The sequence below is a fragment of the Parafrankia sp. BMG5.11 genome (assembly GCF_004337455.1).
Genome location: NZ_SJXI01000035.1, coordinates 105,640 through 127,225 on the forward strand (window position 1 = coordinate 105,640; position 21,586 = coordinate 127,225).

15 protein-coding genes and 2 tRNA genes are annotated in these 21,586 nt (G+C 74.0%); 6 read left to right on the forward strand and 11 right to left on the reverse strand.

The genetic code is table 11. The annotated features are described in order from the left end of the window. Nucleotides 1-86: 86 nt before the first annotated feature. The 3 genes from E0504_RS23645 to E0504_RS23655 form a co-directional block, all read right to left on the reverse strand. A complete protein-coding gene (locus tag E0504_RS23645) occupies nucleotides 87-1,211 on the reverse strand; it encodes a hypothetical protein (RefSeq protein WP_243657595.1) in 1,125 nt (374 codons plus the stop codon). Nucleotides 1,212-1,287: 76 nt separating this feature from the next. Beyond that, nucleotides 1,288-2,292: an NAD(P)H-dependent glycerol-3-phosphate dehydrogenase gene (locus tag E0504_RS23650; RefSeq protein ID WP_112105289.1), complete on the reverse strand. Its 1,005-nt coding sequence runs from the start codon at nucleotides 2,290-2,292 to the stop codon at nucleotides 1,288-1,290. Continuing rightward, nucleotides 2,289-3,152, reverse strand: a complete 864-nt coding sequence (locus E0504_RS23655; protein ID WP_071060635.1) for a 1-acyl-sn-glycerol-3-phosphate acyltransferase — start codon at nucleotides 3,150-3,152, stop codon at nucleotides 2,289-2,291. Before E0504_RS23655 ends, E0504_RS23650 begins: the two co-directional genes overlap by 4 nt. Before the next feature lie 160 nt (nucleotides 3,153-3,312). Here E0504_RS23655 and cofC point away from each other — a divergent pair, with 160 nt between their 5' ends. Both cofC and E0504_RS23665 read left to right on the forward strand, forming a co-directional pair. After that, nucleotides 3,313-4,092, forward strand: a complete 780-nt coding sequence (gene cofC, locus E0504_RS23660) for a 2-phospho-L-lactate guanylyltransferase (protein WP_131625903.1) — start codon at nucleotides 3,313-3,315, stop codon at nucleotides 4,090-4,092. Beyond that, nucleotides 4,089-4,925 (forward strand): cyclase family protein, encoded by an 837-nt coding sequence (locus E0504_RS23665; RefSeq protein ID WP_112105287.1) that lies wholly within the window; start codon nucleotides 4,089-4,091, stop codon nucleotides 4,923-4,925. The genes cofC and E0504_RS23665 overlap by 4 nt, the downstream gene beginning before the upstream one ends. Here E0504_RS23665 and E0504_RS23670 read toward each other — a convergent pair. Both E0504_RS23670 and E0504_RS23675 read right to left on the reverse strand, forming a co-directional pair. Beyond that, the gene (locus tag E0504_RS23670) at nucleotides 4,883-7,528 is read right to left on the reverse strand and encodes a bifunctional diguanylate cyclase/phosphodiesterase (protein WP_131625904.1); all 2,646 of its coding nucleotides are present in this window, start codon (nucleotides 7,526-7,528) and stop codon (nucleotides 4,883-4,885) included. The genes E0504_RS23665 and E0504_RS23670 overlap by 43 nt on opposite strands. Nucleotides 7,529-8,080: 552 nt before the next feature. After that, nucleotides 8,081-9,067: a transglutaminase family protein gene (locus tag E0504_RS23675; RefSeq protein WP_112105308.1), complete on the reverse strand. Its 987-nt coding sequence runs from the start codon at nucleotides 9,065-9,067 to the stop codon at nucleotides 8,081-8,083. A 192-nt stretch (nucleotides 9,068-9,259) separates the two neighbouring features. On the opposite strand from E0504_RS23675, the gene E0504_RS23680 reads away from it, so the two are divergent. Further along, nucleotides 9,260-11,476 (forward strand): RNA degradosome polyphosphate kinase, encoded by a 2,217-nt coding sequence (locus tag E0504_RS23680; protein WP_112105285.1) that lies wholly within the window; start codon nucleotides 9,260-9,262, stop codon nucleotides 11,474-11,476. Nucleotides 11,477-11,594: 118 nt separating this feature from the next. Here the strand turns inward: E0504_RS23680 and E0504_RS23685 are convergent, their stop codons facing one another. The 3 genes from E0504_RS23685 to leuC form a co-directional block, all read right to left on the reverse strand. Continuing rightward, nucleotides 11,595-11,879 (reverse strand): HU family DNA-binding protein, encoded by a 285-nt coding sequence (locus E0504_RS23685; RefSeq protein ID WP_006541029.1) that lies wholly within the window; start codon nucleotides 11,877-11,879, stop codon nucleotides 11,595-11,597. Nucleotides 11,880-12,415: 536 nt separating this feature from the next. After that, nucleotides 12,416-13,003, reverse strand: a complete 588-nt coding sequence (gene leuD / locus E0504_RS23690; protein ID WP_020458749.1) for a 3-isopropylmalate dehydratase small subunit — start codon at nucleotides 13,001-13,003, stop codon at nucleotides 12,416-12,418. A gap of 99 nt (nucleotides 13,004-13,102) precedes the next feature. Continuing rightward, on the reverse strand, nucleotides 13,103-14,500 hold the full coding sequence (leuC, locus tag E0504_RS23695; RefSeq protein ID WP_131625905.1) for a 3-isopropylmalate dehydratase large subunit: 1,398 nt from the start codon (nucleotides 14,498-14,500) through the stop codon (nucleotides 13,103-13,105). Nucleotides 14,501-14,666: 166 nt separating this feature from the next. Between leuC and E0504_RS23700 the strand changes: the two genes are divergently transcribed. Next, on the forward strand, nucleotides 14,667-15,479 hold the full coding sequence (locus E0504_RS23700; RefSeq protein ID WP_131625906.1) for an IclR family transcriptional regulator: 813 nt from the start codon (nucleotides 14,667-14,669) through the stop codon (nucleotides 15,477-15,479). A gap of 381 nt (nucleotides 15,480-15,860) precedes the next feature. Beyond that, nucleotides 15,861-18,074, forward strand: a complete 2,214-nt coding sequence (locus E0504_RS23705; protein WP_131625907.1) for a serine/threonine-protein kinase — start codon at nucleotides 15,861-15,863, stop codon at nucleotides 18,072-18,074. Nucleotides 18,075-18,552: 478 nt separating this feature from the next. Here the strand turns inward: E0504_RS23705 and E0504_RS23710 are convergent, their stop codons facing one another. Next, nucleotides 18,553-20,295, reverse strand: a complete 1,743-nt coding sequence (locus E0504_RS23710; protein ID WP_112109250.1) for a HAMP domain-containing sensor histidine kinase — start codon at nucleotides 20,293-20,295, stop codon at nucleotides 18,553-18,555. A gap of 200 nt (nucleotides 20,296-20,495) precedes the next feature. On the opposite strand from E0504_RS23710, the gene E0504_RS23715 reads away from it, so the two are divergent. Continuing rightward, nucleotides 20,496-20,765, forward strand: a complete 270-nt coding sequence (locus tag E0504_RS23715) for a hypothetical protein (protein WP_165938593.1) — start codon at nucleotides 20,496-20,498, stop codon at nucleotides 20,763-20,765. Between the two features lie 577 nt (nucleotides 20,766-21,342). Here the strand turns inward: E0504_RS23715 and E0504_RS23725 are convergent. Together E0504_RS23725 and E0504_RS23730 are read right to left on the reverse strand one after the other, a co-directional pair. After that, nucleotides 21,343-21,415: transfer RNA gene (locus tag E0504_RS23725), tRNA-Glu, on the reverse strand. Nucleotides 21,416-21,469: 54 nt separating this feature from the next. Beyond that, nucleotides 21,470-21,541: transfer RNA gene (locus tag E0504_RS23730), tRNA-Gln, on the reverse strand. Between the last annotated feature and the right edge of the window lie 45 nt (nucleotides 21,542-21,586).

The following is a 21,586-nucleotide window of genomic DNA, read 5'->3' on the forward strand; positions in this document are numbered from 1 at the left end:
CATCCGCACGGTGAACATCTGACCACCGGAGCGGAGGACAACCCGACAGGCCGGCTGACTCGACCAGGCCGGCCGGCCTGGTCGAGTCAGCCGGCGAACACCCCGATCCCGGACCGGGCGAGCACCCCGGTGTAGGTCTGCGTCGTCACCTTCCAGTCCCCGGCGACGAGCACCGCGGCGCCGACGGAGACCCCGCCCAGCGAGGCTCCCGGCACCACGACCTCGAACAGCACCCGCGCGTGCCCGGGATCGACGAAGACGGGCTCGCCGACCAGTACCCGCGCGCCCGTGGTCTGCCTCGGGAACCGCTCCCGCACCCGTTCCAGGACGTCCCGCAGCCCCGGCCCGCCCTCGACGGCGCTCAGGGCGTGGTCCTCACCCTGCCCGCCGGTGAAGGCGCGCCGGAAGGCCGCCCGCACCCGCGCGGCCTCGGTCGGGACGTCCACCGGCGGCGTGCCGGGCTCGTCGAGCCCGTCCCCCGCGGGCCACAGCGTCACGGCCCGCTCGGCAGCCGCGCGCAACGCGGAGCCGTCCACGGTGACGCGCGACTCGGCCAGCCCGCGGGCGGGGAAGTCGACGACCAGCGTGAGCGGCCCGGCCGGCGGCAGCGGCCACAGCCAGTACCGCAGCCGGTGGACGTCCGGCGCCCGCCCACCGGCGAACCCGGCCGTGAACGTGCGATACGCGAGGCCGGGCCCGTACCCGTACCCGTAGGCCGGCTGCGGCGGCTGGACGAAGCCGGGGCCAGCCCAGTCCTCCACCGGGCCCCAGGAGTCCACGACGGTCAGCAACGGGTCGTCCTGCGTGCCCGAGGTGTCCGCGGTGGCGTCGAGCCGGGCGGCGAGGGGCACGCCGGGATCGGCCGCGATCACCCGGGCCCCGCCGGGGAGCACGACGCCGAACCGGACCATCCGCTGCGCCTCCCGTGCCCAGGCCACGGACAGCCGCGGATCGGCGCCGGCCGCCGTCCCCGGCCGCAGGCGGACCTCCAGAGTGATCTCCACCCCGCTCGGGTAGGCGACGACACCACCGATCGAGACGGCGGTGTCCCCGGTGACCCCGAGCGAGGGTGGCGCCGCGACGACCCCGCCGAGCTGGTGGTCCGGCGGCGCCAGCCAGGGAGCGCGCACGGGCCCCGTCAGTGAGGCCGTCAGTGAGACCGGCAGGGGCGCCGCCGGCACGGGCTGCGGGACATCCTCGAAGAATCCCATAATGCGCCACATCGTGACAGACCCGTGACTTACCGTCCATCGGATTCCCGGCACCGCCGCCGCGCTCCGCGCCGCGTCAAAGGTGGTACTCGGGGCCGGGCTCGCGGCTCATCAGGTCCTTGACCGCCTCCAGCGGCGGCAGCCCCTCGTACAGCACCCGCTCGACCTGGCGGGTGATCGGCATGGAGACCCCGAGCCCGTCGGCCAGCGCCAGCAGCGGCCGGCAGGAGCGCACCCCCTCGGCCACCTGGCGCTGCTCGGCGAGCACCTGGTCGAGGGTCATGCCGCGGCCGAGCTTCTCGCCGAAGCTCCGGTTCCTCGACAGCGGTGATCCGCAGGTGGCCACCAGATCCCCGAGACCGGCCAGCCCGGCGAACGTCATCGGGTCCGCGCCGAGCGCCGTGCCGAGCCGCGCGGTCTCGGCGAGCCCGCGGGTGATCAGCGAGGCCAGGCTGTTGGTGCCGAAGCCCATGCCCTCCAGCATCCCGGCGGCGAGCGCGATCACGTTCTTCACCGCCCCGCCGAGCTCGCAGCCCAGGACGTCCGCGTTCGTGTAGGGCCGTAGGTACGGCGTCCAGCAGGCGGCCTGGACGGCGTGCGCCGTGGCCGCGGACGCACTGGCCACCACGGTGGCCGCGGGGTGCTCGACGGCGATCTCGCGGGCCAGGTTCGGGCCACTCACCACCGCGATGCGCTCCGGGCCGACCCCGGCTGCCTGCGCGATCACCTCGCTCATCCGCCGGCTGCTCCCGGCCTCCATGCCCTTCATCAGGCTCACGTAGACGGCGCCGGGCCCCACCAGTGGCGCCCACTCGACGAGGCAGGAGCGCAGCGCCTGCGACGGGACGGCGAGCACCACCAGGTCGGCCTCGCACAGTGCCCGCTCCGGGCTCGAGGTGGCGCGGACCAGGTCCGGCAGGCGGACGTCCGCCAGGTAGCGAGGGTTGACGTGCCGGCCGTTGATCGCGTCCGCGATCGCCCGGTCTCGGGCGAACAGCGTGACGCGCGCGCCCGCGTCGGCCAGCACCTTGGCGAAGACCGTCCCCCAGGAGCCGGCGGTGAGGACCGCCGCGCGCCTCACCGCGCGCTCCCGGCCCGCGGCGCGTCCGGGTCGGGCGGGCGGGCCCCGGGCGACGCCGCCGCCTCCGGCTGACAGGGAATCTCCGGACCCGGTTCCGCGGAACCGGCCGGCGGCACAGGATCAGCCGGCACCGCGGAACCGGCCGGCGGCGGCGCCGGCTCGCCCCGGACCAGCTCCACCACCGCGGTGAGATCGGCCATCACCACGTCGGTCACCGCACGCAGCAGCCACGCACCGGACGGGTCAGCCACACCGGACGGGTCGGTCGGCGCACCGGACCGGGCGGCGAAACGGCTCAGGTCGACGGGACGGCCCGCGTGGACGCGGATCTCCGGGCGGGCGAACAGGTGCGGCCGCCGGTCGCGCCCCCAGATGCGCTGCGCGCCCCACTGGGCCACCGGGATCACCGGCGCGCCCGTCGCGAGAGCGAGCCGGGCCACGCCCGTGCGGGCGCGCATCGGCCAGTAGTCGGGATCGGTGGTGATGCCGCCCTCCGGGTAGATGACCAGCGCGCGCCCCGCGCGCAGCGCCGCGACCGCGTCACGCAGCGCGCCGCCCGCGCTGGGATCCCGGCGGTAGACCGGGATCTGCCCGGCGCCCGCCAGCACACGCCGCAGGATCGGAACCTCCCACAGGTCGCTCTTCGCCATGAACCGGGGACTGCGCCCGGCGGCGTACACATAGTGCGCGAGCAGGGGCGGGTCCACCGTCGAGAGATGGTTGGCGACCAGGATGACGCCCCCCGACGCGGGGATGTTCCCCTGCCCCGACCAGCGCCGGCGGGTCAGCAGGCAGGACAGCGGACGGATGACGGCCGCGGCGAGCGCGATCCAGAACCCGCCCCGCCATGGTCGTCCCATGAGTGGGCAGTCTTGCTCAGCGCCGGGAAGACTGTCGAGTTCGTGCCATGACGGGAGGACCCGGGCACCGCCGGCGGGCCCGTCGCCCGGCGCCTCGCGGGCGGATGCCGGACGCCGCGGGGACCGCCCGCGGCGGGTCGGATGTCCTATCGTCGGCGCTGTGCTGACCACCGAGACCGCCCCGCCCTGGGTCGTCCTGGTCCCGCTGAAGCCGCTGACCGCCGCGAAGTCCCGGCTCGACCGGCCGGACCGCGGCGCGCTCGCGCTGGCCATGGCTCTGGACACCGCGAGGGCGGTGCTCGACGCCGGCGAGGGCGTCGTGGGCCTCGTCGTCGTCACAGACGACCCCCGCGCGCGGCGCGCCCTCACCGAGCTCGCGCGGGACCGGTCCGAGATCCCGGCCGGCACTGACAGCACAGGGAGCGGCAGCGCGGGTGGCGTGGGCGGCACGACCGGTGTGGGCGGCATGTACGGCCTCACGCGGACGGGCCGGCTGCTGGTGGCCGCGGACGAGCCGAACCGGGGGCTCAACCCGGCGCTCGCGCACGGCGCCGCGCTCGCCCGCCGGATACACCCGGGATGCGCCGTCGCCGCGGTCTCCGCCGACCTCCCCGCGCTGCGCCCGACCGAGCTGCGACGGGCGCTGGCGGCCGCGCCGCCGTCCGGTAGGGGCGTGCTCGCGGACGCGGTCGGCACCGGCACGGTGCTACTCAGCGCCGCTCCCGGTGCCTCACTGTGTCCCTCGTTCGGCCCCGGCAGCTTCGAGGCGCACCTCGATTCGGGGGCCGTCGACCTCACCGCCCTGCTCGCCGACACGGTTCCCGGACTGCGCCGGGACGTCGACACCGTCGCCGATCTCAACACGGCCCGCGCCCTCGGGCTGGGCCCGGCCACCGCCCGAGCGCTCGCGGCCGACCCGTCCCCGCGCACCGCTGCGTGAACCGGCCCCGTTGGGCCCGCACCGCCCGCGCGGGGGGTGCGGGGGACGGCCTCGGCGCGGTGACCGTCGTCAGCCTGGCGCACGTGCACGACCCGGCGACGACGCCGGTGTTCCCCGGCGATCCCGAGTTCACCCTGACCACCGCGGCGACCATCGAGCGGGACGGCTACTATCTCCAGCTGGTGCGCCGCGGCGAGCACACCGGCACCCACTGGGGCGCGCCCGGCCACTTCGACCCCGCGGGGGCGCTCGCCGACGAGCTGCACCCGGCGGACCTGTTCCTGCCCGCGGTGCGGATCGACGTCCGCGCCGCGGCGGCCGAGAATCCCGACTACCAGGTGAGCCTGGCGGACCTGGCGGCGTTCGAGCGCCGGCACGGGCGCATCCCCGCCGGTGCCGCCGTGATCGCGTGGACGGGATGGGACCGCCGCTGGGGTACGCCCGCCTACCCGAACCTGGACGGGCACGGAGGCATCCATCAGCCCGGCTTCGGGCTGGCCGCCGTGCGCTGGCTGATCGAGACCGGCCGGCTCGGGCGGCGGGGTGCCCTGGGGTCGGACACCTTCGGCCCCGACCCGGGCTCGGACGACACGTACGCGGTCTCCAGGGCGCTCTACCGCGAGCACCGCGTCTCCCTGGAGAACCTGGCGCACCTCGAGGCGCTCCCGCCCATCGGGGCCTGGGTGCTGGCGGGTGGCGCCGTCAACCGCGCCGGCTCCGGCTCGGCCGCCACCGTGTTCGGGCTCATCCCGCCCCACCGCCAGGGCACGAGGCGCCGCTGGACCGGGCCTCACCACTTCTGGGACCCACCTTCCCCCCCGCCGGAGCCATAGCCGTCCTCGCCGTCACCGGGACCGCCGCCGGGACCGCCGCCGATGGGCGGCAGACCCGACAGCGGCCCGGGCCGCGCGAAGAGAAAACCCTGGCCGAGCTCGCAGCCGAGACGGTCCAGCTCCACCAGCTGCGACTCCCGCTCGATGCCCTCGGCGACCACGACCGCCCCGAGCGCGTGGGCGACGTCGATCATCGAGCGACGCAGGTTCGAGACCCGGCTGCCGTCCATCGGGGACTCGATGAGCGTGCGGTCCAGCTTGACGACGTCCACCGGCAGCCGGTGCAGGACGGCCAGGCTCGTGTTGCCCGCGCCGACGTCGTCCAGCGCGATCGCCACCCCCAGGTCCCGCACGCCCGAGAGCACGTCGGCCGCGGCGGAGAGGTCCGCGATCCGGCTGGTCTCGGTGACCTCCACGACGAGCCGGCGGGGGTCGAGCCGGCTTGCGGCGAGCACCCGGGCGACGCTGTCGCGCAGCCTGGTGTCGGTGATCCGGCTCGCCGAGACGTTCACGTGCAGCCGCAGCCGCGAGCCGGCCGGGTAGGCCAGCGCGACCTCGGTGCACGCCCGGGTGAGCACCAGGTCGTCGAGCAGGCCGACCATCCCCCCGTTCTCGGCGGCGGCGACGAACGTGCCGGGCGGGACGGGCCCGCGCCCGGGGTCGGTCCAGCGGGCGAGGGCCTCGAGCGCCACCGGGTGCCCGTCCCGCAGCCGCACGATCGGCTGGTAGTGGACGTCGAAGCCCGCCGAGCGCCCGCCGCGGCGCAGCGCCGTGGCCAGCGCGTCGGCCAGGTGCGCGCCAGCCTCCGGCGAGGCCATCCCCGGCCGGTAGGTCACCAGCCGGTTCTTGCCCGAGCACTTGGCCACGTGGACGGCCGTCTCGGCGTGCCGAAGCAGCGACTCCCCGGTCTCGTGGGTGCGGCGGGCGACGGCGAGCCCGACACTGGCGCGGATCGAGCGCGGCCGCCCGCCGACCGCCATCGGGTGGCGCAGCGCGGCCAGCACCCGCTCCCCGACCACCTCGGGCGACTCGTCGCCGCCGGCCAGCAGTACCGCGAACTCGTCCGCGCCGACCCGGGCGACCAGGTCGGTGGTGCGCACGCAGTGCCGCAGCCGCTGCGCGACGGTGCGCAGCAGATGGTCACCGGCCGCCGGGCCGAGGCTGTCGTTGAGGGCGCTGAAGTCGTCAAGATCGCAGTACAGGATGGCGATGCCGCCACCGGACCGGTCGTCGCCGGAGCGCCAGCGGTCGGTCAGGGCGCCGCGCAGCCGGTGCTGGAACAGCGCGCGGTTCGCCAGCTCGGTGAGCGGGTCGTGGAAGACCCGGTGGTGGATCTCCCGTTCGGCGGCGTGGACCCGCTGGGCGAGCCGCCGGCCCGCGCGGGCCGCCACCAGGCGGTCGGCCACCATCCCGGCGACTACCACCGCGGCCAGCCCGATCTCGACGCCGTCGAGGCGGTGGCCGCCGGCGAGGCCGGCCAGCACCGTCGCCGTCGCGCAGCCGGCGACCAGCGTGGGCACCAGGAGAAAGCCCCAGCGCTCGGACCCGTCGCCCGCGTCGGCGCCGCCGGCTCCGCGACCGCCGCCGGCCCCGCGAACGCCCCCGGCCGCCCCTCCGCCGCCAGCCGCCCGTCCACCGCCTGCCCCGCGAACGCCGCCGGTGCCGGCGCGTGTCGACACGGCGTGTCCGTACCCGACGGCATGGCCGAACCGCGCGGCGTGACCGAAGTCCATGGCGTGCGCATGCCCCGCGGCGTGCTCTGGACCCGCGGCGTGCGCGGCCGCCGGGAGTACGAAGCCCGCCGTCCCGATCCGGGCGCCGCCGGCCGCGCGCAGCACGGCCAGCAGAACGAACGCGCAGCCGGCGATCGGCACGACCCCGACCACCGCCGGGAAGGCGGCGGCGTCGGTCGGCCCGCGAAGCCATGAGGTCGAGGCGACGATCAGGAACAGGCCCACGGCGGCCGCGAGGATCCGGACCCGGTCCGGAGGCCGCCGGAACGCCGTGGCGTGCAGCGCGGCGACGACGAGCAGCACCGCCCCGGCGGGATAGACGGCCGCCACGGCACGGCTCCACCCGTCCGTGCCGGCGGCGGCGAGCGCGGGGCGCACCCCGAGCCCCCAGCCGACGAGAATCACCGAGCAGGCAAGCAGCAGCCGGTCCACCAGGCCCGCGACGCCGTCACCGGTGCGCTCCGCCCGCGACCGGCGGACCCGGTCGGAACCACCGAAGCCACCGGAACCGCCGAAGCCACCTGAGGTCCCCGGCCCGCCCGCGATCGGCACACCCGCCGGCAGGGGCGGCAGATCCGGCTGGTTCACCGGCCGGCGCGCCCGCGCGGTCGGGGTCGCGGCGAGCGCCGCGAGTGCCAGGACGGGCATCGCCAGGTAGCCGACGTCCGCCAGGGACGGCCGGCGGGGCCGCTGGCCGTCACGCCCGTCGGCGACCCACGCCGACTGGCTGGCCGTCCACGCCACCAGCGCCGCGGCGACCCAGATCAGCCATCTGCCGTGGGCCCGCCCGAGCCGGCGGCCTGTCCACACGCAGCCGGCGGCCGCGGTGAGACCCGCCGCGATCCCGACGCCGTCGAGCAGTAGAGGCACGCCCACCCTCCTCCCCCTGTGGTCCGGTGGTCCGCCCCACCGGCACCTGGGCCGGTTCTCTGCGCACCGACGTCCGTGGGGTCAGCCGGCGGCGACCGAGGGTTATGACGGCTTTCGCGGATGACGGTGCGTCGCGGGTGATCAGGACCCGCTGGGCCTGATCACTCGCGAGGGGTCACTGACCGCGGCGCAGGCCGCGGCACGCTCGTCGGGAACTCCCGCGAACCAGGACAGCTCGTGCGTGTTCGATCAATCGACGCCGAGAGACCAGCTCGTCGGAGAGCCCCTCGGGTCACCGTATCTTGTGATCAGGCAAACACAAAGAGTGTCCACCTGTGGTGCGCGCGGCGCGTCGGGCACCCTATGGCGTCAGACGAGACGTCGCGGACGGCCAAACCGGACGAGCGCCGGTTCGCCGCGACACCGGCATCGGCGCCGGCGCCGGCAGTCGCGCCGGCGCCGACCGGGCCGGCGACAGTGGTAGTGCCGGTCGGCCGGTCGGTGTGGCGGTGGCGGGGCGGGCTGGTCCTGAGTCGGAAGTAGCTCGGCCCTCTAGACGACGTCGACCCGCGCGGTGGCGACCAGGACGCCGCGGCCCGCGCCGACGTAGCGACCCGAGGTCGGTGCGACGTCCTGGTAGTCGCGACCGACCGCCACCGTGACGTACCGCAGGTCGGCGAGCCGGTCGTGGCAGGGGTCGAAGGCCACCGCGGCCGCGCCGACACCGCCGGGGGTGAACGCCTCGGCCGGCCCCGGATCGACCGCCCCCGCCCCGGCGAGCGCGTCAGCCCCGCCGACGGGCGAGGCCCCGCCGACGGGCGGAGCGAGGGCCGCGGGCACCAGCACCTCCACCCAGGCATGCGAGGCGCCCTCACCCAGCATGTGCCCCTGTGCGTACCGGGCGGGGATACCGGCCGCGCGGCACATCGCGATCATCACGTGGGCCTGGTCCTGGCAGACGCCGCGCCCGCCGGCGAGCGCCTGGGCGGCGGTCGTCCCGACGTCGGTGCTGCCCGAGACGTAGGCGATGCGCTCGTGGACCCATCCGCACACCCGGCGGGCCGTGGCGACCGGGTCGGGCCCGGCCATCGAGCGCGCCGCGTCGATCATCGCCGGGGTGGGGGCGGTGAGAGCGGTGGCGGTCAGCAGGCGCCGGCTGCTCAGCGCGGACGCCGGCAGCGTCGGCCACCCGGCCCGGGCGATCCGCTCGACGACGACGGTGACATCGAAGTCCAGCGTCGGCGGCACGACGTCGATCCGGATGTTGGCGATCTGAAGGCCGTCCGGCCCGCGCTGCCAGGTCGTGCGCGCCTCCGGGGCGGAGACCCGCAGGTCGACGGACCGGCGGAACTGGCCGCCGTGCCGCGCCGGGGGCACCGCGACAAGCCGGTGGTCGAGGTTCGTCGCGCTGCCGTCGTAGGTGTACCGGAACCGCTGGCTCACCCGGTAGGTGACCCGCTGCGCGCCCGCGATGTCGGGCACGGCAGACGCCGGCCCGGCGGGCGTGAGCCGGCCACCGGGTGCCCCAGGAGTCTCCACCACGCCACCGATCGTCACTCTGGCCTGTTTCCCGTCCGTTAACAAATGCCACATCGCGGCACGACTGTCACCGAACGGCAGCGGCACAGGACATCTCAGCAGCCCGGACGGCACAACCAATCCTCATGATTACCTCACATCGTCATACTTCGAGGCTGCCGCGTTCACTCAAGCCTGGCAGCATGGACAAGCATGAGCGAGCTGGTGGCGACCCGCCCGGATCAGCCGCAGCGGAAGGCCCGAAGCGCGCTGCTGGAGCCCCTGGAGGCGCCCCGCACGCCGACCCCTTCGGACCTCCCGCCGGACCGCTACATCAACCGCGAGAAGTCCTGGCTTGATTTCAACAGCCGTGTCCTCGCACTCGCCGAGGACGTCTCGACCCCATTGCTGGAACGGGCGAAGTTCCTGGCCATCTTCGCGAGCAATCTCGACGAGTTCTACATGGTCCGGGTGGCCGGCCTGATGCGCCGGCACGCCACGAGGCTGGCCGTCCGCTCGGCCGACGGGCTGACCGCCCGCGAGCAGCTCGACCTGATCAGCCGCACCACCGCCGAGCTCACCGCCCGCCACTCGCGCTGCTTCACCGACGAGGTGGCGCCCTCGCTCGCGCACGCGGGGATCACGGTCAAGCTGTGGCAGGAGCTCGGCGACCCGCAGCGGGAGCGGCTGCGGGACTACTTCCACGAGCAGATCTTCCCGGTGCTCACCCCGCTGGCGGTCGACCCGGCGCACCCGTTCCCCTACATCAGCGGCCTGTCGCTGAACCTGGCCGTGGCGGTGCGCGAGCCTGGCGGCGACGCGCAGCGCTTCGCGCGGGTCAAGGTGCCGCAGAACGTCCCGCGGCTGATCCGGGTGGACGTCGACGAGCCGGCCGGGGACCGGGCCGGCACGGAGGCCGCCCCCCGGCGCGCCCAGGACGACACCACCGCGTGCTTCGTCCCGCTCGAGGAGGTCATCGCCGCCCATCTCGGGCAGCTCTTCCCCGGGATGGAGGTCGCCGACTCGCACCTGTTCCGGGTCACCCGCAACGCCGACCTGGAGGTCGAGGAGGACGAGGCGGAGGACCTGCTCCAGGCACTGGAGCGCGAGCTGGCCCGGCGCCGGTTCGGCCCGGCGGTCCGCCTCGAGGTCGACGACGACATCGACGACGACCTGCTCAGCCTGCTGATGCGCGAGCTGGAGATCAGCGACCGCGAGGTCCACCGGGTCCGTGGCCCGCTCGACATGTCGGTGCTCTGGGCCCTCTACGACCTCGACCGGCCGGAGCTGAAGGACCCGCCGCGGGTGCCGATCACGCATCCGCGGCTGCTCACCGACGAGGGCGAGCCGCCGGACTTCTTCAGCGTGCTGCGCGAGGTGGACGTCCTCGTCCACCACCCGTACGACTCGTTCACGACCTCGGTGCAGCGGTTCATCGAGCAGGCCGCGGCCGACCCGAACGTCCTGGCGATCAAGCAGACGCTCTACCGGACCTCCGGCGACTCACCGATCGTCGACGCGCTCGTCGCGGCCGCCGAGGCCGGCAAGCAGGTCGTCGTCCTGGTGGAGATCAAGGCCAGGTTCGACGAGAGCGCGAACATCCGCTGGGCGCGCGAGCTGGAGCGGGCGGGCTGCCACGTCGTCTACGGGCTGATCGGACTCAAGACGCACTGCAAGATCTGTCTGGTGGTGCGCCAGGAGCGCGGCGGGCTACGCCGCTACTGCCACGTCGGCACCGGCAACTACAACCCCAAGACCGCGCGCCTCTACGAGGACCTGGGCCTGCTCACCGCCGACCCGGACGTCGGCGCCGACCTGACCGACCTGTTCAACGTGCTGACCGGCTACAGCCGGCAGACCGAGTACCGCTCGCTGCTGGTCGCCCCGCAGCACATGCGGGACGGCATCATCCAGCGGATCGAGGCCGAGGCCGCGGCCGCCCGGGAGGGCCGCGAGTGCGGCATCCGGGTCAAGGTCAACAGCCTGGTGGACGAGAAGATCATCGACGCGCTCTACCGGGCGTCCCGCGACGGGGTGCCGGTGCACTGCCTGGTGCGCGGCATCTGCGCGCTGCGGCCGGGGGTGCCGGGGCTGTCCGAGACGGTGCACGTCCGGTCGATCCTCGGGCGGTTCCTGGAGCACAGCCGGGTGCTGGAGTTCGCCTCGGTCGGCGAGTTCTGGATCGGCAGCGCCGACATGATGCACCGCAACCTGGACCGCCGGATCGAGGCGCTGGTGCGGGTCCCGCACACCGAGCGGCAGGCCACGGTGCGGGGGATGCTCGACCACGCCTTCTCCGACCAGGTGGAGGCCTGGACCCTGGCCGCGGACGGCCGCTGGGAGCGCCAGACGACCTCGGCGGACGACGAGCGTCTCTCGGACTACCAGGCCGACCTGATGGCGCAGGCGTACGAGCGCGGGCGCCGCTAGCTAGCAGGGCAGACGGGCGGCGGCGGGCTCTGCGTCCGCCGCGGCCGCGCTCCGGAGCGTCGTGGGTGTCCACGCTCGCTCCGGAGCGCGGCCGCGTGAGGGCACGGCCGTCAGCCGCTCAGTCGCTGCTGGCCGAGACGCTGGCCTTGAACTCCGAGCCGGGACGGAACTTCGGCACCACGGACGCGGCGACGTGGACGGGCTCGCCGGTCGCGGGGTTGCGGCCCGTGCGCGCGGCGCGCTCCACCCGCTCGAACACACCGAACCCGGTGATCGTGACCTTCTCGCCGCCGGCCACGGCCTCCTGGATCGCGTCGAACACCGCGTCGACCGCCTTGGTGGCGTTCGACCGCCCACCCTCGATCTGCTGGGCGATGCGGTCAACCAACTGGGACTTGTTCACAACAACCTCCGGACGCCCCCGCACGGTGCGGGGTGGGGAGCAGATCGGGCATCACACTGCGCTGCACCGTAGGCATCTCCACTGTCGAGGGCAATTCCCATGAGCGTGTCGCGTCACACAAACCCGCACGTCAGCGGGTTCGCGTCGGGTGGCTACAGGTTGCGCGCTGTCCTACGAGCCCGCCGCATCCTGCAACTTGGTCACCTTCAGTAACTTTTGACGGGGGCGAATTCAAGCCGAAAGTCACGAATTGGTAGCCGGCAGACGCCAGCCAGAGAAGGTCCTCACAGCAACACACCATGGAACTACCCCATGCGGATGTGAGATCACCCTCAGCGTTGCGACGAACACCGGGCGGCAGGCCGGCCGGCGGCGCGCGGACCACCCACCACCTGGGGCGCCGCAAGGGGTTGGAACGTGATCAACGCAACATCCGCGAGGGCGGCCCGGGAGCCCGTCAGTGGGCCGGAAATCCCCGGGCCGAGCGGGGACGTCCCAGCTCGGCCCGGGGAAAATCCTCAGGTGACGCGGGAGGCTCAGGCCGTGGTCGGGAGCCACCCGGGCCGGCTGGCCTCGAACACGGTGATGTCCTGCTCGTGGCGCAGCGTCAGGCCGACGTCGTCCAGGCCCTCCATCAGCCGCCAGCGGGTGAAGTCGTCGAGCTCGAAGCCGGCGACCTGACCGGCGCCGCGGACCTCCCGGGCCACCAGGTCGACGGTGATCTCCGTGGTCGGGTCGGCCTCCACCGCCGCGGTCAGCGCCTCGACCGTGTCGGCCGGCAGCACCACCGGGAGCAGGCCGTTGCCCAGCGCGTTGCCGCGGAAGATGTCGGCGAAGCGGGGCGAGAGCACCGCGCGGAAGCCGTAGTCCTGCAGCGCCCAGACCGCGTGCTCACGCGACGAGCCGGTGCCGAAGTCCGGGCCGGCGAGCAGGATCGACGCACCGGCGTGGGCGGGGTCGTTCAGCACGAACGACGGGTCCGCCCGCCATTCGGAGAACAGCCCGGCGCCGAAGCCCGTCCGCTCGATGCGCTTGAGCCATTCGCTCGGGATGATCTGGTCGGTGTCGACGTCGCTGCGCCGCAGCGGCACCGCCCGACCGGTGTGGATGGTGAACGCCTCCATGACGGCACGTTCCCTTCGAGTCCGTTCGGAAGTTTCGGAAGTCTGGGAGTCCGGTGGCCCGGGGTCCGGGAGCCCGGAGTTCGACCGGGCCGGGGCGCCCTACAGGTCGGCGGGCGCCGTGAGGCGGCCGGTCACCGCGGTGGCGGCGGCGACCGCCGGCGAGACGAGGTGGGTCCGCCCGCCGGGGCCCTGCCGGCCCTCGAAGTTGCGGTTGGACGTCGACGCGCTGCGCTCCCCCGGCCGCAGGGTGTCCGGGTTCATGCCCAGGCACATCGAGCAGCCGGCGCTGCGCCAGTCGGCGCCCGCGGCGCGGAACACCTCGTCGAGGCCCTCCGCCTCCGCCTCGGCCTTGACCGCCATCGAGCCGGGGACGACCAGGACCCGAAGGCCGTCCGCCACCTGGCGCCCGCGCAGCACGTCGGCGGCGGCACGCAGGTCGGAGATCCGGCCGTTGGTGCAGGATCCGATGAAGACGGTGTCGACGGCGACGTCGGACAGCGGGGTGCCCGGCACGAGATCCATGTAGGCCAGGGCGCGTTCCACCGAGCCGCGCGCGGCCGGGTCGGCGTAGGCGGCCGGGTCGGGCACGGGCGAGCTCAACGGCGCAGCCTGGCCCGGGTTGGTCCCCCAGGTGACGTACGGGCTCAGGCTGGGCCCGTCGATGACGACCTCGTGGTCGAACGTGGCGTCGGGGTCGGTGGCCAGGGTGCGCCAGTACTCGACCGCGGCGTCCCAGTCGGCCCCGGTCGGGGCGTTCGGACGTCCCTTGAGGTACTCGAACGTGGTCTCGTCCGGGGCGATCATCCCGGCGCGCGCGCCCGCCTCGATCGACATGTTGCAGACCGTCATCCGGCCCTCCATCGACAGCCCGCGGACGGCTTCGCCGCGGTACTCGATGACGTAGCCGGCGCCGCCACCCGTGCCGATCCGGGCGATCACGGCGAGGATCAGATCCTTCGCGGTGACCCCGGCGGGCAGCTCACCCTGGACGGTGACCGCCATCGTCTTCGGGCGGCGCTGCGGCAGCGTCTGGGTGGCCAGCACGTGCTCGACCTGGCTGGTGCCGATCCCGAAGGCGAGCGCCCCGAAGGCGCCGTGCGTCGAGGTGTGGCTGTCGCCGCAGACGATCGTCATGCCCGGCTCGGACAGGCCGAGCTGCGGGCCGACCACGTGGACGATGCCCTGGCCCGGGTCGTTCATCGGGAACAGGCGGACCCCGAAGTCGGCGCAGTTCTTGCGCAGCGCGTCGACCTGCGCCCGCGAGACCGGGTCGGCGATCGGCAGCAGCGTGTCGGTCGTCGGGACGTTGTGGTCCTCGGTCGCCAGCGTCAGGTCGGGACGGCGGACCGGTCGCCCGGCCAGCCGCAGCGCCTCGAACGCCTGCGGCGAGGTGACCTCGTGGACGAGGTGCAGATCGATGTAGAGCAGGTCGGGCTCTCCGTCCGCGCGGCGGACGACGTGTGCGTCCCAGACCTTCTCCGCGAGTGTGCGACCCATTGGCCCCACTCCCTCTCTCGCGTGGGCGGGCCCACGCTGCTCGGACTTCGCTGTCATGACGGGACCGCGCGCCCCATGGCCGTGCCGTGCCTCCCACGGGGCATGCGTCTCGCGGTCACCGTCTCGCGGTCGTGCATCTCAGAGAATGAGATGGCAATATCAGACTATGGAACATAGTAGCGGCGTCGGCGTGCTGGACAAGGCCGCCCTGGTCCTGAGCGCCGTTGAGCACGGGCCGGCCGGGCTCGCCGACCTGGTCGTTCGCACCGGCCTGACCAGAGCGACGGCCCACCGGCTCGCCCTGGCCCTGGAGACCCACCGCCTGCTCACCCGCGACTCCGACGGCCGGTTCGTGCCCGGCCCACGACTGGCCGCCGGCGGCCCGACCCCCCTGCCCTGGGAGATGATCGACGCGGCCGGCCGGGTGCTCACCGCCCTGTGCGAGGCCACCGGCGAGAGCACCCAGCTCTACGTCCGGCGCGGGCCGGTCCGGGTCTGCGTCGCCGCCTCCGAGCGGTCCACCGGGCTGCGCGACACCGTGCCCGTCGGCGCGGCCCTGCCGATGACCGCGGGCTCCGGCGCGCAGGTCCTGCTCGCCTTCGACGACGCGGCCGAGCCCGAACTGCTGGCGCGCGCGGCGTTCACGGCGGACGTCCTGCCGAAGGTGCGCCGGCGTGGCTGGGCGGAGAGCCTCGGCGAGCGCGAGCCGGGCCTGGCCTCGGTGTCGGCCCCGGTGTACGGCGCGTCCGGCGTGGTCGCCGCGCTGTCGCTGTCCGGCCCGGTCGAACGGCTGACCCGGTCGCCGGGACGGCGGCACGGTACCGCGGTGGTCGCCGCGGCCCGGGAGCTGTCCAGCCCGCAGGCTCCGACGGGTGCCGACCGAATCCCCACACCCGAAACGGGAATCGTGTCTCAGATCACGACGAATGCGCCAAGAACCCCACCGGGCACAGCGAAAACCACCGCCGCTCCACCGTGAAAGCCGATATTCGATGTCCGGAAACACAATGCTCCCGCACCAGCCGGCCCCGCCGGCACCCCGACGCACCCGGAGAGAGCCCGGCATCGTAGCCTCTGGTGTTGTCAACAGAGCAGGATCGACGTACTGAGCAGTTTCTGCACACAAGCAGTGATGGCGCAGTCCGGTCAGCCCGCCAGCCCGTGGGATGCCGACCGGACAGGGGGCGTCCGTCGCTGTGCGTCGATCCGGTGGCCCGGTCGGACTTTACGTCAACGGGCTCTCGCCACTGGTAGGCGAGAGGGTTCACCGGAGTCCTCAGGCTTCCGCAGCCCCCGCCGCGGCAGCGTCACAGGCTCGCGCCGTCCGCTCCCGGACGGCACACAAAGGGGGAAAGGCGCAGTGCGCAAACTGGGTGCACGGTACGTCCTGCACGAATTGCTCGGGCAGGGAACGGCCGGCCAGGTCTGGCGCGGGGCCCATGTCCCCGACGGAGAGCCCGTCGCCATCAAGGTACTTCGGCCGGAGCTCGCTCATGACCCCGAGATCGTCGACCGGTTCCTGCGCGAGTGGGACCTGCTCGTCGAGCTCGACAGCCCTGACCTGGTGCGGGTTCGTGACCTGATCAGAGAGCCCGACACGCCCCTGGCGATCGTGATGGACCTCGTCGAGGGCATCGACCTCCGGGCACACCTCGACCAGAGCGGGCCACGACCGGTGACCGAGGCGGTCAACCTCGTCGTCGGGCTCCTCTGGGCGCTGGACAGCGTGCACGCGGCCGGGATCATCCACCGCGACGTCAAGCCCGAGAACGTCCTCATCGACACCTCGGACCCGCGCCGCCCCTACGTCCGGCTGACCGACTTCGGCGTGGCGCGGATGGTGCACACCCCCACCCGCGCCTCGCTGACCGGCCCGATCGGCACCCCGCTCTACATGGCGCCGGAGCTGACGACCGACGCCCCTCCGACGCCGGCCGTCGACATCTACGCCGCCGGGATCGTGCTCTACGAGCTCATCGCCGGCAGCCCGCCTTTCGACGAGGCGCACCCGGCCGACATGGTGCGGGCGCACCGCGAGGACCAGCCACTGCCCATCCAGGGCGTCCCGCCGGCTCTGTGGGACGTCCTGTCGTCGATGCTCGCGAAGTCGCCGCGCCAGCGGCCCGCCTCCGCCGCGGACGCCGCGGAGGACCTGATCGAGGCGCTCGAGAACGACCGCGACCGCGACGACCCGGACTTCGACTCCGACGACCAGCTGGACCTCGACAACCGCCGTCCCGACAACCGGGACCGCGAGTTCGACGACCGGTCCGCGGGTCAGCGTGGGCGCGGCGCCGTCCCCGAACCTCGCCGCGACGCGCCCGGGAAACGGGAAGCGGCCTTCGACGCGGCGCAGACCCGGATCGGCTCGGCCGCCGACTGGGCGGAGGACGAGCGCGGCCGCCAGCCGGCCGCGGCGGGGCGCCGCCTCGCCGGCGCCGGCGCCGCGGTCGCGGCGACCAGCGTCGCGGGTGCGGGTGGCCCGACCGGCGACTGGAACGACGCCGAGCACACCCAGATCGCCGGGATGCCACCCGTCCGGCCGGACTGGAACGACGCCGAGCACACCCAGATCGCCGGGATGCCACCCGTCCGCGCCGACTGGAGCGACGACGACACCGGTGGCCGGCCGGCGGTCCGCGTCCCGGCCCGCTCCACGGGCTCCGCGTCCGACCGCAACACGGTGATCTCCGCGATCCCGGCGAACAAGCAGCCGGCCCCGGGCAGCTCGGGCTCGTCGGGCGGACCGGGCGGACCGGGCGGGCGTTCTGCCGGCGACCGCCGCCGCCGCAGCCGCATCGCGGCCGGAGCCGGCCTGGTCGTCGCGCTGGTCGCCGGCGCCGGTGGTTGGGCCCTGGCCGCGGCCGGTGACAGCGAGAGCGCGCTCACCGCGGACGGCGGCTCGCAGGTCGTCGCCGACCCGTCGATCACCGCGACGCTGCCCGGCGGCGCCCCGATGCCCCCGGGGATGGACCCGGGCACTGTCCCCACAAGCTCCATAGCAGGAACGACGCCGCATCCAAGTACCTCCCCGAAGCCTGGCCAGAGCGCCACGCCCGGGCCGGCCACCCCCACCCAGCCGGGTCAGACCACGGCCCCGCCGGACGCCAGCGCCGCACCGACGCCGACACCGACGGCCAAGGAAGCGACGGTCCCCAACGTGGTGGGCCAGAGCCAGACGGCGGCCACCAACACCTTGACGGGCAAGGGCTTCACGAACGTCACGGCGACCGAGGTCTGCCAGAAGGGCAAGAACGGCGGCGTCGTGCTCGACCAGGGCCCGAACGCGGGCAGCGTCGTCCCGGTCACCACGAAGGTAACGCTCACGGTCCAGGCAACGAACTGCGTCGAGGTCCCCGCCGTCGCGAATCAGACGCTCGCCGCCGCCCGCAACGTGCTGATCGGCGCCGGTCTGGGTGTCCTGGACGGCAACGGCGGTTGCCAGAACGGTCCCGGCACCACTGCGGCGGGAACGAACCCTGCCGCCGGGACGATGATGCGCAAGGGCGACAGCGTCTGGCTCGAGCCCACCTGCGCGAAGCCGCCCCCCACCACCCCCGCCGCCGCCAAGTAGCGGTCCTCGACCCGGCGTCCACCGCACCCGGGCCGCACATGCGAAAGACCCCGGCGTCCATCACGCCGGGGTCTTTCGCGTAGCCGGGACCCGCCCGGCCTGCCTCTCCCGGCTCCGGGCCGGGACGCCGGCGGCAGGCCCGAGCATCACCTGCGCTCGCCTACCGCATTTCTGCCTGCTTCATCCCGGGTGCTTCCGCCGCCACCGGCGGCCCGCCCCGAACCGGCCGCCGCCCACACCGAAGCGAGTTGACTCGCCGGCACATGGACTGGCTGAGGCAACTCACTTCTTCGACGGCCTCCCACGGGATACAGCCGGAGATCCCGTACAGGCGTGCTGGCGTACGGGCCTGGTCCACTGCTCGGTCGGGCCGGCGGCGTGACCGCAGGCCCCCCGCCGCATCCGACGCCGGGTGCCAACCGGACCCGGGCCTGCGCTGCGCAGAATCGCCGTCGAACCCGGGCGTCGTACTCCGAGGTCAGTGCAGCCAGTCGGCGGGCAGGGACGACGAGGATCTCGAGCCCCAGTGCCGGGGCGACGGCGTCATGTGCCGGGACGCGGCGTGCGGTGGCGCGGCCGGGTGTGGTGTCGAGGCGGGGCGGGGGAAGTTCGCGGGTTCCGGCGTCGGCGCCGCCACGCTGTGACCAGGCGCGGCGGGACCGCCCCTCGGCCCGAGCAGCGCACCGGAGCCGGCGGGCAGCGCGGGCGGGTCGGGCAGATCCGACCGGTTGCGCATGCTGCGTGGCAGCGGCATCGGTACCGGCATCGGAGCCGGATCGGCCGTGCCGGTGGTGGCCGATGTCGTGGACGCCGCCCACAGGTCGACCTCGACGATGATCTCGCCGTTCTCGGAGGACATCCGCAGCCGGCCGCCGTGGACCTCCACCAGCCGCCGCACCACGTAGAGCCCCATGCCGGCGCCGTCGGTCTGCCGGGTCGCCGTTCCGTCCCGCTGGGTGAACGGCTCGAAGAGCTGGCGGATGGTCGCCGGGTCGAGATCCGGACCGGGGTTGCGGACCCGCAGGACGACCTCGTCGCCGACCCGGCCCGCGATGAGCCGCACCGGGGCGCCCGGCCAGGAGTGCACCAGCGCGTTGTCCACAAGGTTCGCCACGACCTGGTGCAGCGCCTGGCGGGCCATCCGCACCGGGAGCTGGGGCGGCAGGTCGACCGTCACGCTGCTGCCGGCGTAGTTCAGGCTCGCGATCACCTCGCGCACGACCTCGGGCAGGTCGGCGGCGGTGGTGTCGTCGGTGCCGGTGGCCGTGGCGGCCGTCAGCATGTTCTCCAGCAGCCTGGACAGGCGGTCCGAGTAGGTGACGGCCGAGTCGAGCATGTCGTCGAGCTGGGCGTCGGAGAGGCGGTCCCGGCGGCGCCTGATCGTGAGCAGGGTCCCCCGGATGCCCGTCAGCGGCGTCCGGAACTCGTGCGAGACCGTGGCGACCAGGTCGCTGCGGATGCGGTCGGTCTCCTCCAGCCGGGCCATGAGGCTCTGCTGGCCCTCGTAGAGCTGCTGGCGGTAGTCCTCCACCCGCCGACGGGACTGCTCGTTGTAGTGCCAGAAGACCATCTGGGCACCGGCCAGGGCGAAGATGAAGCCGGCGTGGAGCCCTGCCAGGAGCAGGGCGTTGTCCATCCGCGACGCGGCCTCGTCGGTGATCAGGTCGCCGATCGCGAGGATGGCGAGGAAGACGAAGGCGATGGCCAGCAGGTAGACGGTCCAGTCCTCGTAGAGCGCGATGAGCGCGACCACCACGAAGAAGTGGAAGTACATCGGGGTCAGGCCGTCGGAGAGATGCACGAAGACGACCGAGCAGCACAGCAGGCCGAGGCTCGCGGCCAGCGCGCGCACCCGCCGCATGCCGGGGGCCAGCGCGGCCGCGAACAGCAGCGCCGGCGGGCTCGCCGCCAGCAGGCCGTGCGGGAGGCTGTGGTCGCGCCACAGCGCGTACCCGACGATGGCCGGAAGGTGCAGGGCCAGAACCCAGCACATCAGCGCGTGGCGGGCGGCCCAGTCCTCGGTCGGCAGGCCGCGGCCGCGGGGGAACCACGCGACGGGACCGCGGAGCACGGCGTCGGCGGTCGCCGCGGCCAGCCCGGCATCCGCCGCGGGTGACCGGGACGACCGAGACTTCTCGAGCCGCCGGGCGGCGCGCCCGACGTGGGCGCTGCCGTGACGGCGGCGCGCCCGTTCGGGCATGGAGGGGCTGGCGGAGGACATCCGAGCAAGTTTCTCCCGTTCCGGCCTTGGAGCACCATGGCTGTCAAGGGTGGTGTCGTATGACGACTATGCCCAGCTTTGACTAGGCCATCTGTACCACCTGGTAACGGGCTCAAAGAAGCATGGCGCACATACCGCGGTTCCCGACAGGCTGTGGTCCGCGAGGTGGCCCCAGGACGGCCACCCGCGGAGGAGGACTCGTGCCCCCAGTGGCCCTGACTACCGCGACCGCCCCCGTCCGCATCACCCAGGCGGTGCCACAGCCTGCGGAGACCTTCGCTGACGGCTGCGCCCCGGCCTCGCTCACCACCCGTCCCGTGCTGCGTCTGGTCGGCTCGGAGCCGGTCGGCTCGTCCGAGGCTGCCGAGGAGGTCGTCCACGGTTGGGGCGGCCCGAGCACGTGCAGCTGCCGCCCCTGCGCCATGGCCCGCCACCCCGCGGCCATGCCCCGCCTGCGCGTCGTTGACTAGTCCTTCGCCCGCTTCCGACCCCACCCGCTGACGGCAGTCCGGCTGACGGCAGTCCGGCGACCCGAGGTCCACCGGGACACCCGCCAGCACCGGCACGCCACCGGACATCACTGGCACTCTGCACGCCGCCGGCACTCCGATGCCACCGGCACGCTGTCCGCGCCTCCGGCGCACCCGTCGCGGCGGACTCGTACCGCCCGCACCGTTCCACCCCTACGCGCTACCCGCGCACCCCCGCCCGCGCACCGCTCCGCACCGCGCTCGTCCCCGCCTCACCCGCATCCCGCATCCCGCATGCCATCCGCGCGCCCCGGCTCACCCCGGACGGCCCACGCCACCCGGCCCAGCGCGCACGGCACACGGCTGGGCGGCCATCGGTGGGGTACGGCCAGGCCGGTGGAGTCGTCACACCGACGTGACAGGGCGGAGGGCACCGCGCTCCCCGAACTTCGAAAGCTCACGCCCGCCGGGCGGACGTCGTTGGGCCCGGAGCACAGGGGTGAGCGAGGCGGGGTGAAACAATGGAAACGCAAAAGCGCCAACCTAAGAAGGTTGGCGCTCGCGATTATTTGTAACGTAGCCCCGACCGGATTCGAACCGGCGCTACCGCCTTGAGAGGGCGGCGTCCTGGGCCGCTAGACGACGGGGCCAAGACTGTCTGTGTGTCTCGTTCAATATACAGCATCGTGGTGCATCTTGTGCAGCTGGGGTACCAGGACTCGAACCTAGACTAACGGAGCCAGAATCCGTTGGGCTGCCAATTACCCCATACCCCATGGGGCCCTCGCGGGCGATGCCTACTGTACCCCATCGGCGACCGC

Excerpts from the sequence above, each read along its gene's own strand:
- E0504_RS23645 (WP_243657595.1), bottom strand. The coding sequence starts at position 1,211 with ATGGGATTCTTCGAGGATGTCCCGCAGCCCGTGCCGGCGGCGCCCCTG.
- leuC (WP_131625905.1), bottom strand. The coding sequence starts at position 14,500 with ATGGGTCGCACACTCGCGGAGAAGGTCTGGGACGCACACGTCGTCCGC.
- E0504_RS23700 (WP_131625906.1), top strand. The coding sequence starts at position 14,667 with ATGGAACATAGTAGCGGCGTCGGCGTGCTGGACAAGGCCGCCCTGGTC.
- leuD (WP_020458749.1), bottom strand. The coding sequence starts at position 13,003 with ATGGAGGCGTTCACCATCCACACCGGTCGGGCGGTGCCGCTGCGGCGC.
- E0504_RS23710 (WP_112109250.1), bottom strand. The coding sequence starts at position 20,295 with ATGTCCTCCGCCAGCCCCTCCATGCCCGAACGGGCGCGCCGCCGTCAC.
- E0504_RS23680 (WP_112105285.1), top strand. The coding sequence starts at position 9,260 with ATGAGCGAGCTGGTGGCGACCCGCCCGGATCAGCCGCAGCGGAAGGCC.
- E0504_RS23655 (WP_071060635.1), bottom strand. The coding sequence starts at position 3,152 with ATGGGACGACCATGGCGGGGCGGGTTCTGGATCGCGCTCGCCGCGGCC.